1 pseudogene is annotated in these 488 nt (G+C 46.3%); it reads right to left on the bottom strand.

Annotation, left to right across the window (positions count from 1 at the left end):
* Positions 1–488: pseudogene (locus AB4496_RS16795) on the bottom strand (transketolase); the annotation flags it as partial.

Raw genomic sequence — 488 nt, 5'->3', positions numbered from 1 at the left:
GTGCTGCCATACGAAGCGCGTTACGAGCGTACTCCATGAACATCAAGAACGTACCGCCGTATGGGATAAAGCCACCATGCAACGCCACGCCATTCATCATTGCAGACATCGCAAATTCACGAACGCCGTAACTCAAGTAGTTTCCTGACGCATCTTGAGCGGTAATTGCTTTTGAGCCTGACCAGTTAGTTAAGTTTGAAGGGGTTAAATCGGCAGAACCTCCCAAAAACTCTGGCAGTAATGGTCCGAATGCTTCAATAGTATTTTGTGATGCTTTGCGAGTCGCGATGGTTTGTGGATTCGCTTGCAAAGTCTGGATTAGATCTTGAGTGTGCTGATCCCAATTTTCAGGTAATAGGTTCTGGCTACGACGTAGAAACTCAGCGGCTAATTCTGGATGCGCCTCTTGATAAGCATTGAAACGTGTTTGCCAGTCATCTTCATTGCTTTGTCCTTTCTCTTTCCCATCCCATGCTTGGTATACATCT

The sequence above is a fragment of the Vibrio sp. 10N.222.46.A1 genome, from assembly GCF_041473595.1.
Taxonomy (GTDB): domain Bacteria; phylum Pseudomonadota; class Gammaproteobacteria; order Enterobacterales; family Vibrionaceae; genus Vibrio; species Vibrio tasmaniensis_A.
The sequence above is the reverse complement of the archived record's forward strand: the minus strand, read 5'-3'. Positions and strand labels throughout refer to the sequence as shown.